10 protein-coding genes and 1 pseudogene are annotated in these 8,911 nt (G+C 61.5%); all 11 read right to left on the reverse strand.

Features of this window, described 5'->3' with window-relative positions:
- The coding region (locus EOB80_RS35380; RefSeq protein WP_245466391.1) for an FAD-dependent oxidoreductase at positions 1 to 621 on the reverse strand (621 nt) is incomplete at its 3' end.
- An 11-nt stretch (positions 622 to 632) separates the two neighbouring features.
- The gene (locus EOB80_RS19500; RefSeq protein ID WP_127329040.1) at positions 633 to 1,268 is read right to left on the reverse strand and encodes an SGNH/GDSL hydrolase family protein; all 636 of its coding nucleotides are present in this window, start codon (positions 1,266 to 1,268) and stop codon (positions 633 to 635) included.
- A complete protein-coding gene (locus tag EOB80_RS19505) occupies positions 1,265 to 1,681 on the reverse strand; it encodes a hypothetical protein (protein ID WP_127329042.1) in 417 nt (138 codons plus the stop codon). Before EOB80_RS19505 ends, EOB80_RS19500 begins: the two co-directional genes overlap by 4 nt.
- A 13-nt stretch (positions 1,682 to 1,694) precedes the next feature.
- Complete coding sequence (locus tag EOB80_RS19510) at positions 1,695 to 3,059, reverse strand: pyruvate dehydrogenase complex dihydrolipoamide acetyltransferase (RefSeq protein WP_127329044.1); 1,365 nt, start codon at positions 3,057 to 3,059, stop codon at positions 1,695 to 1,697.
- An 18-nt stretch (positions 3,060 to 3,077) separates the two neighbouring features.
- Positions 3,078 to 4,478: a pyruvate dehydrogenase complex E1 component subunit beta gene (locus EOB80_RS19515; protein WP_127294427.1), complete on the reverse strand. Its 1,401-nt coding sequence runs from the start codon at positions 4,476 to 4,478 to the stop codon at positions 3,078 to 3,080.
- A 15-nt stretch (positions 4,479 to 4,493) separates the two neighbouring features.
- A complete protein-coding gene (pdhA, locus tag EOB80_RS19520; RefSeq protein ID WP_127272717.1) occupies positions 4,494 to 5,531 on the reverse strand; it encodes a pyruvate dehydrogenase (acetyl-transferring) E1 component subunit alpha in 1,038 nt (345 codons plus the stop codon).
- 193 nt (positions 5,532 to 5,724) lie between these two features.
- Positions 5,725 to 6,048, reverse strand: a complete 324-nt coding sequence (locus EOB80_RS19525; RefSeq protein WP_127329046.1) for a septum formation initiator family protein — start codon at positions 6,046 to 6,048, stop codon at positions 5,725 to 5,727.
- A 271-nt stretch (positions 6,049 to 6,319) separates the two neighbouring features.
- On the reverse strand, positions 6,320 to 7,594 hold the full coding sequence (eno, locus tag EOB80_RS19530) for a phosphopyruvate hydratase (RefSeq protein WP_127273626.1): 1,275 nt from the start codon (positions 7,592 to 7,594) through the stop codon (positions 6,320 to 6,322).
- A gap of 374 nt (positions 7,595 to 7,968) precedes the next feature.
- Positions 7,969 to 8,334: a PRC-barrel domain-containing protein gene (locus EOB80_RS19540; protein ID WP_127329050.1), complete on the reverse strand. Its 366-nt coding sequence runs from the start codon at positions 8,332 to 8,334 to the stop codon at positions 7,969 to 7,971.
- Between the two features lie 86 nt (positions 8,335 to 8,420).
- On the reverse strand, positions 8,421 to 8,624 hold the full coding sequence (locus tag EOB80_RS19545; protein WP_013531476.1) for a dodecin family protein: 204 nt from the start codon (positions 8,622 to 8,624) through the stop codon (positions 8,421 to 8,423).
- A gap of 92 nt (positions 8,625 to 8,716) precedes the next feature.
- Positions 8,717 to 8,911: pseudogene (locus EOB80_RS19550) on the reverse strand (3-deoxy-8-phosphooctulonate synthase); the annotation flags it as partial.

Here is an 8,911-nt window from a genome sequence, read left to right on the forward strand (position 1 = left end):
GTAGAAGGAGGCGAATTCGATGCCGATGGCGCCCGATCCCATGACCAGCAGCGACTTCGGCATCTCCTTCGGCACCATGGCCTCGAAATAGGTCCAGATCAGTCTGCCGTCAGGCTCGATGCCGGGCAGCGCGCGTGGTCGCGCGCCGGTCGCCAGGATGATGTGCTTGGCGGTGTAGGTGCCCTCGCCCTTGACGCCTTTCGGCACCGGCGGCTGCGGCTCCATCGGCTTCTTGGCCGTCTTGGATACGACGATCTCGCCCGGCTTCGAAAGCTTGGCCTCGCCCCAGATGACGTCGACCTTGTTCTTCTTCATCAGGAAGGCAACGCCGCCATTCAACCGCAGCGAGACCTTTCGCGAGCGATCGACCACGGCCGCTGTATCGACGCTGACCTTGCCGTCGAGCTTCAGCCCGTAATCCTTCAGGTGATCCGAATAGTGCATGATCTCGGCCGAGCGCAGCAGCGCCTTGGTCGGGATGCAGCCCCAGTTGAGGCAAATGCCGCCGAGATGCTCGCGCTCGACGATCGCCGTCTTGAAGCCGAGTTGCGCGGAACGCACCGCGGTGACATAGCCGCCAGGGCCGGAGCCGATGATGATGACGTCGTAGTTCTCAGCCACGGTTTTCTCCTTCACAATTCCAGCATGACGCGCACGACGGGTGCCAGCGCCTTGCCGATGTTTCGCGTGTTTTCGGCGTCGAGGTGGACGCCATCAAGCGGGGTGGTTTGCGCCACGCTGCCGGCGTCGAAGAAGCCGCAGCCGGCCTGGTCGGCGAGCGCTGCATATTGCGGTGCCAAAAACTTCGAGGCGTCATCGCCACCGGCGAACATTTCCTTGAAGTCGGCATTTTCGGTGCGGCTGACGACAGGCGGCGAGACGATCAGTATCTGCGGCGCGGGCCAGTCGAACGGATAGTCGTGACCGCGCACGATGTCGATCAGCCGCTGGATGCCCTGCTTGGCCGCGACGGGATTGCCGTGGATCCATGGCTTCATGTCGTTGGCGCCGAGCATGATGACAATCAGGTCGATCGGCGCATGGGTCGTCAGCACCGTTGGCAGCAGCCTGGCGCCGTTGCGATCCGCGCCGGCCAGATGGTCGTCGAACGCCGTGGTGCGGCCGTTGAGGCCATCGGCAATCACTTGCACGCCGGCGCCTAACGCTGCCTGCAGCACGCTGGGCCAGCGGTCTTCCAGCGCATGGCGGCCACCTTCGGCATTGTAGCCCCAGGTCAGCGAGTCGCCGTAGCAAAGAACCGTCTTCATGCGCCCACCTGTGCGTTAATCGAGCCGCGCCTCAACCGCCAGCGCACGAACAGCCAGTGAACCAGCACAGTGGCCAGGTTCGGCAAAACCAGGCCGGCGACGATCGGCAGGTCACCTCCCCACTGGCGCTTATCGACCGGCTGAGAGAACGTCCAACAGATCAGGCCGAGCCCGATCAGCACGAACAGGACAATTGCGCAGAGGCCCAGCCAGTTGATGATCGTCGGTGCGTTCGCAAAAAGCTGCGCGATGAAAAACATGATCGTCGTAGCAATGGTGACAAGCACCGACGTCATGAACACCAGAATGTATTCTTCCTGCGCATGGGTTGCGACCGCCAGCTGTTGAGCAACCAGGCTGCCTGCCAATCCTGACAGGAAAAACGCCATGAGGGAGGTGAAGAAGATCCGCACCGCCCTCTCCGTCCTAGACCAGCATGCCCATCGGGTTCTCGATCAGCCGCTTGAAGGCGACCAGCAGTTCAGCCCCAAGCGCGCCGTCGACGGCGCGGTGATCGGTCGACAGCGTCACCGACATCACGGTGGCGATCTTGATCTCGCCGTTCTTGACCACCGCCCGCTCCTCGCCGGCGCCGACCGCCAGGATGGTCGCATGCGGCGGGTTGATGACGGCGGCAAAGTCCTTGATGCCGAACATGCCGAGGTTGGACACCGCCGTGGTGCCGCCCTGATACTCTTCCGGCTTCAGCTTGCGGCTGCGCGCGCGGCTGGCCAGGTCCTTCATCTCGTTGGAGATGGTGGACAGCGTCTTTTCGTCGGCCTTGCGGATAATCGGCGTGATCAGGCCGCCCGGGATCGACACGGCAACGCCGACATCGGCATGCTTGTGCTTGACCATGGCGCTTTCGGTCCATGAGGCATTGGCATCCGGCACCGCCTTCAGCGCCATGGCCATCGCTTTGATGACCATGTCGTTGACCGACAGCTTGTAGGCCGGCGCCTCGCCCTTGTCAGTCTTCTTCACCGGGGCTGCCGCATTGATCTGCGTGCGCAGCGCCAGCAGCGCATCGAGCTCGCAGTCGAGCGTCAGGTAGAAATGCGGGATGGTGGTCTTGGCCTCGACCAGCCGCCGCGCAATGGTCTTGCGCATATTGTCATGCGGGACGAGGTCGTAGGAGCCCTGTTCGAACAGTTTCAGGACCTGATCATCCGACATCGCCTTTACCGCAGGCGCAGGAGCGCCAGCAGGAGCCTTGGCGGCAGGCGCCGCCTGGGCACCGCCACCGGCAATCGCCGCGTCGACATCCGCCTTTACCACCCGGCCATGTGGGCCGGTGCCAGTCACGGCAGACACATCGACACCGGCCTCCTTCGCGATGCGGCGCGCAAGCGGCGACGCGAAGGTGCGCTCGCCAGCCGCATGGCCGTTGGCAACCGGAGCCGCATCTGCCTTGGATGCGGTCGCGACCGGTTCGGCCTTGGGTGTCTCAGCCTTCGGTGCGTCAGCCTTGGGAGCCTCCGCTTTCGGCGTCTCGGCTTTGGCTGGTGCGGCAGCATCGCCGCTTTTCGCGGCAGCGCCCGCATCCTCGCCCTCTCCGGCGAGCACGGCGATCAGCGCATTGACCTTGACGCCTTCGGTGCCGGCGGGAACGACGAGCTTGGCAACCGTGCCCTCATCGACAGCCTCGACTTCCATCGTCGCCTTGTCGGTCTCGATCTCGGCAATCACATCGCCCGGCGAAACCTTGTCGCCTTCCTTGACGAGCCACTTGGACAGATTGCCCTCTTCCATCGTGGGCGACAGGGCCGGCATGGTGATGTTGATTGGCATTTTGTCCTCCCGCCCGGTTCAGCGATACGTGACGGCTTTGACCGCCTCGATGACTTCGCCGACATTCGGCAACGCCAGCTTCTCGAGGTTCGCCGCATAAGGCATCGGCACATCCTTGCCGGCGATGGTGATGACCGGCGCGTCAAGAAAATCGAAGGCGCGCTGCGACACCTGGTTGGCGATATGGTCGCCGACCGAGTTCTGCGGATAACCTTCCTCCACCACCACCAGGCGGTTGGTCTTCTTGACCGAGGCGATGATGGTGTCGAGATCGAGCGGCCGGATCGTGCGCAAGTCGATGATCTCGGCATCGATGCCAAGGCCACGCAGTTCCGCTTCAGCCTTGACCGCATAGGTCATGCCGATGCCGAAGGAGACGATGGTGACGTCCTTGCCTGATTTATGGATGCGCGCCTTGCCGATCGGCAGCACGAAATCGTCGAGCTTCGGTACGTCGAAGGACTGACCGTAGAGGATTTCATTCTCGAGGAAGATGATCGGATTGGGATCGCGGATCGCAGCCTTCAACAAGCCCTTGGCGTCAGCGGCGGTGTAGGGCATCACCACTTTCAGGCCCGGAATGTGGCTGTACCAGGCGGCATAGCACTGCGAGTGCTGGGCAGCGACGCGTGCGGCGGCACCGTTCGGTCCACGGAACACGATCGGCGCGCCCATCTGGCCGCCGGACATATAGAGCGTCTTGGCGGCCGAGTTGATGATCTGGTCGATCGCCTGCATGGCGAAGTTGAAGGTCATGAACTCGACGATCGGCTTCAGGCCGGCCATCGCCGCACCCACGCCAACGCCGGCAAAGCCATGCTCGGTGATCGGCGTGTCGACGACACGCCGCGGCCCGAATTCCTGCAGCAGGCCTTGCGTGATCTTGTAGGCGCCCTGGTATTCGGCAACCTCCTCGCCCATGACGAAGACATCGCCGTCGCGGCGCATTTCCTCGGCCATTGCATCGCGCAGCGCTTCGCGCACCGTGGTCGAGACCATTTCCGTGCCGGCCGGAATGTCCGGATCGGCGGCGATTTCCGTCTTCGGAGCAGCAGCCACCGGCGCAGCCGGCTTTGCGGCCTCCGCCTTATCCTCTGCGGCCGCCGGAGCCTCTGCCTTTGCAGGCGCTTCCGCCTTGGCGGGCGCCGCGGCCTTGCCGATATCCCCGGCACTTTCGCCGTCCTGTAGCAGCACGGCGATCGGTGTGTTGACCTTGACGCCTTCGGTACCGGCGGCGATCAGGATCTTGCCCAGCGTGCCTTCGTCAACGGCTTCTACTTCCATCGTCGCCTTGTCGGTCTCGATCTCGGCGATGACGTCGCCGGCGACGACTTTGTCGCCCTCGTTCTTCAACCACTTCGAAAGATTGCCCTCTTCCATGGTCGGCGAGAGAGCGGGCATGAGAATTTCGATCGGCATGTCCTTGCCCTCCCGTTACAATACGATATCGGTCCAGAGCTCGGACGGATCCGGCTCCGCGTCGTTCTGGGCAAATTCGGCGGCATCCGCGACAATGTCGCGGACCTCCTTGTCGATGGTCTTGAGCTCGTCCTCGGTCGCCCACTTCTTTTCCATCAGCCGTGCCTTGACCTGCTCGATCGGGTCATGGTCCGAGCGCATCTTCTGCACTTCTTCCTTCGAGCGGTATTTGGCCGGGTCGGACATCGAGTGACCGCGATAGCGGTAGGTCTGCATTTCGAGAATGATCGGCCCGTTGCCGGCGCGGCACCATTCGGTCGCCTGGTCGCCGGCGGCCTTGACGGCGCGGACATCCATGCCGTCGACCTGGATGCCGGGAATCTTGAACGAGGCGCCACGGTGCGAAAAATTGGTTTCCGCCGAAGAGCGCGACACCGAGGTGCCCATGGCATAGCGGTTGTTCTCGATGATGTAGATCACCGGCAGCTTCCACAGCGAGGCCATGTTGAAGCTTTCATAGACCTGGCCCTGGTTGGCCGCGCCATCGCCGAAATAGGTCAGCGAAACATTGTTGTTGTCGCGGTAGCGGTTGGCGAAGGCCAAGCCCGTGCCGAGCGACACCTGCGCGCCGACGATGCCGTGGCCGCCGTAAAAGTGCTTTTCCTTGGAGAACATGTGCATGGAGCCGCCCTTGCCCCGGGACAGGCCGCCCCGACGCCCGGTCAACTCGGCCATGACGCCGCGCGGCGACAGTTCCATCGCCAGCATGTGGCCGTGGTCGCGATAGGCGGTGATCATCTGATCGCCATCGATCAGTGCCATCTTCATGCCGGTGACGACCGCTTCCTGGCCGATATAGAGGTGGCAGAAGCCGCCGATGAAACCCATGCCGTAAAGCTGGCCGGCCTTTTCCTCGAAACGACGGATGAGCAGCATGTGCCGGTAAGCGGCAAGCTCTTCGTCCTTGGTGAATTCGGCAGGCTTGGGGGCCGAAAGCCCCGATTTGCCGTCGGATTTGGATTTGGCAGGCGCTTTTCTGGCGGCGGTGGCCATGCATCACTCCCTGTTGGCGTCTCTTTGTGGACATTAGAGCAGATGAAATCTGTTCTGGGGAGATCAGCTCTTCCCCACCGATTTAAGGGAGGCTAACACGCGTCAAAGCGTTGCGCCATGCCGAATTTGCATAGCTGGCATGCGCCTAAGCGATTAAAATCATTGAAAATATTGATGATTAACTTGAAATCAGTTATTTCGACGAGGTCGGCAACATAATGGTGATTTCGTCAGCCTGGGACAGATTGAGCGCCTTGCGTGCCTGCTCATCGAGCATGTCCTTTTCGAGCGTGCCTTCATGCATCAACCGAACGCGGCGCTCGAGTTCCATGCGGCGCGCCTTGATCGCATCGAGCTGCCCTTGCAGCGCCACCGTCTGGGCTTCCAGCTGATATTTCGAATAGATGCCGAATTCGCCGTGATAGGCATGAAAGCCGAAATAGGCCAGGAACGCCACGCAAAGCGAGGGAATGATCAGTCGGCCGGTGTTTCTCTGCTTGTGCTGACGCGTCCACATCGCCCGATTCCTCTAGAGCATGACGCCGAAAAGTGTGAAGCGGTTTTCGGACGATGCTCTATCTCTTTGATTTAGAGTCGGATTCAGATTTCAGGTCGAACAGACCTGAAATCATCCGGCTCTAGGCCGCGAACTCAGGCGGCTCACGATCTTTTTCGCCCGATTGTGCTTAACGGACGGTTACGGGTGACCTGTTGGGCGGCGTCGAAACGAAAAAGGGCGGGAATGCTCCCGCCCTTTTGTCCGGTATCGATGAGCCGGTGTTTCCGGATCAGCCCTTGACCACCGACTTGCCGGCATAGCTTGCCTGCTTGCCGAGTTCTTCCTCGATGCGGATCAGCTGGTTGTACTTGGCCATGCGGTCGGAGCGCGACAGCGAGCCTGTCTTGATCTGTCCGCAATTGGTGGCAACCGCGAGATCGGCGATGGTCGAATCCTCGGTTTCGCCCGAGCGGTGCGACATGACGGCAGTGTAGCCGGCCTTGTGCGCGGTCTCCACGGCGTCGAGCGTTTCCGTCAGCGAGCCGATCTGGTTGACCTTGACGAGGATCGAATTGGCAACGCCCATGCGGATGCCGTCGCGCAGCCGCGCCGTATTGGTGACGAACAGGTCGTCGCCGACCAGCTGCGTCTTCTTGCCGATCAGGTCGGTCAGGTACTTCCAGCCTTCCCAGTCGTCCTCGGCCAAGCCGTCCTCGATCGAGATGATCGGATAGTCGGCGGCAAGCTTGGCCAGGTATTTGGCCTGGGCCTTGGGATCGCGCGTCTTCTTCTCGCCCTCATAGACGTAGTTGCCGTCCTTGAAGAACTCGGTCGCGGCGCAATCGAGGCCCAGCGCGATCTCGTCGCCCGGCTTGAAGCCGGCCTGCTCGATCGATTCCATGATGAAATCGAGCGCCACCGGGGCGCTTTTCAGGTTCGGGGCAAAGCCGCCCTCGTCGCCGACATTGGTGTTGTGGCCGGCATCCTTCAGCTTCTTGCGCAGCGTATGGAAGATTTCCGAACCCCAGCGTACACCTTCGCGCAGCGTCGGCGCGCCGATCGGCAGGATCATGAATTCCTGGAAATCGATCGGGTTGTCGGCATGCGCGCCACCATTGATGATGTTCATCATCGGTACCGGCAGGAGATGCGCCTTGGTGCCGCCGACATAACGGTACAGCGGCAGGCCGGCGGCATCGGCGGCCGCCTTGGCCACCGCCAGCGACACACCGAGAATGGCGTTGGCGCCAAGCCGGCTCTTGTTGGGCGTGCCGTCAAGCTCGATCATGGTCTGGTCGATATGGATCTGGTTTTCGGCTTCCATGCCGCCGATGGCCTCGAACAGCTCGCCGTTCACCGCTTCGACGGCCCTGAGCACGCCCTTGCCGAGATAGCGGGCGCCACCGTCGCGCAGTTCGACGGCCTCGTGGGCGCCGGTCGAAGCACCCGACGGCACCGCCGCGCGGCCCATCGAGCCGTCTTCGAGAATGACATCGACCTCGACGGTCGGATTTCCACGGCTGTCCAGGATTTCACGCCCGACAATGTCGATGATGGCGGTCATTTGCGATGTCCTCGATTGATCTGAAGAATGCCGCACGTCTTAGCCAAAGTGCTGCAAAAGGCAATCGGCCGGCCGGCAATTATTGCCGCGGCATCAGCCTCTGAACGATTCACGAAGCGCAAATCGCTGTCATCATAAGTCATGTACGGTCGGCTGACTTCCGGTTAAGGTGCAGCGCGCGGGGCGAAACAGGAGGAGTTTCGCCATGTCCCAGTTGGGTGGTATCGTGAGTCTGTTCCTGATCGCGGCGGCATTCCTGACGTCGTGCGACAATCAGCAGTCGCCGCCGAAGGCGATGGCCCCCTTACACGTCAGCGAATAAGCCAGAATACAAAGCGGCCCCGTCTCTCGACGGGGCCGCTTTGTCGTTGCTGTCAATGCCAGTAAGGCGTGACCTTGTAGTAATTGTAAGATTCGTCGCGCGCCGCCTCGCCATCCGCCCCGGTCAATTCGTTGATCGAGTAGGCAGGTGCCGCCCTGAGTTGTTCCTTGGAAAACGGCACGACATAGCCGCCCTTGTCCTCATCATAGTCGAGGCTTGCCCACGGAATGGCGTGATACTTTTCGCCGATGCCGAGGAAGCCGCCAAAACCGATCACCGCGAACATGATGCCGTTCGTCATCTTGTCGAGCATCACATCCTCAATGCTTCCGATGCTCGTGCCTTCGGTATTGTAGACCGATGTACCGATGACCCGTGAAGCGGCGATGGCTTGGGTGTGACCTGTCTGGGTTGTCATGATTGTGCTCCTCATTGTGGTTTAGAACCATACTTGGACAATGAGGGGGGCGGGCGAAGGTTCCCGACTTTTTCGGCGACGCCCGGTCACTCCGCGAGGATGAAGGTAACCTTCATATTGACGCGATAAGCAACAATCTTGCCGTCTTGGACGACGATCTTCTGGTCCTGGATCCAGGCGCCCTCGACGTTCTTCAGGGTTTTCGAGGCGCGCGCAATTCCCTGTTCGATGGCGTCCTGAAAGCTCTTCTTCGACGACGATGTGATTTCGGTGACGCGGGCGACGGACATGGCTTCCTCCTGCCAAAACGCTCAGTTGCAAAGCCTATAGCCGGCTCGTGCCTTCCACAAGCGCCGGCAGTCGGCAGGGTATGCGTCCGGCCTTAGAGGCCCTTGGCGATACGGTCGAATGCCATCAGCCGCTCGAGCAGGGCTGGCATGTCCTTTAACGGCAGCATGTTCGGGCCATCCGACGAGGTCGAATTGTCAGGATCCTGGTGGGTCTCGATGAACACGCCGGCAACGCCAACAGCGACGGCCGCGCGCGCCAGCGTCTCGACAAAACGACGTTCACCGCC

The organism is Mesorhizobium sp. M7A.F.Ca.MR.245.00.0.0, from assembly GCF_003997415.1.
In the GTDB taxonomy this organism is placed as follows: Bacteria; Pseudomonadota; Alphaproteobacteria; order Rhizobiales; family Rhizobiaceae; genus Mesorhizobium.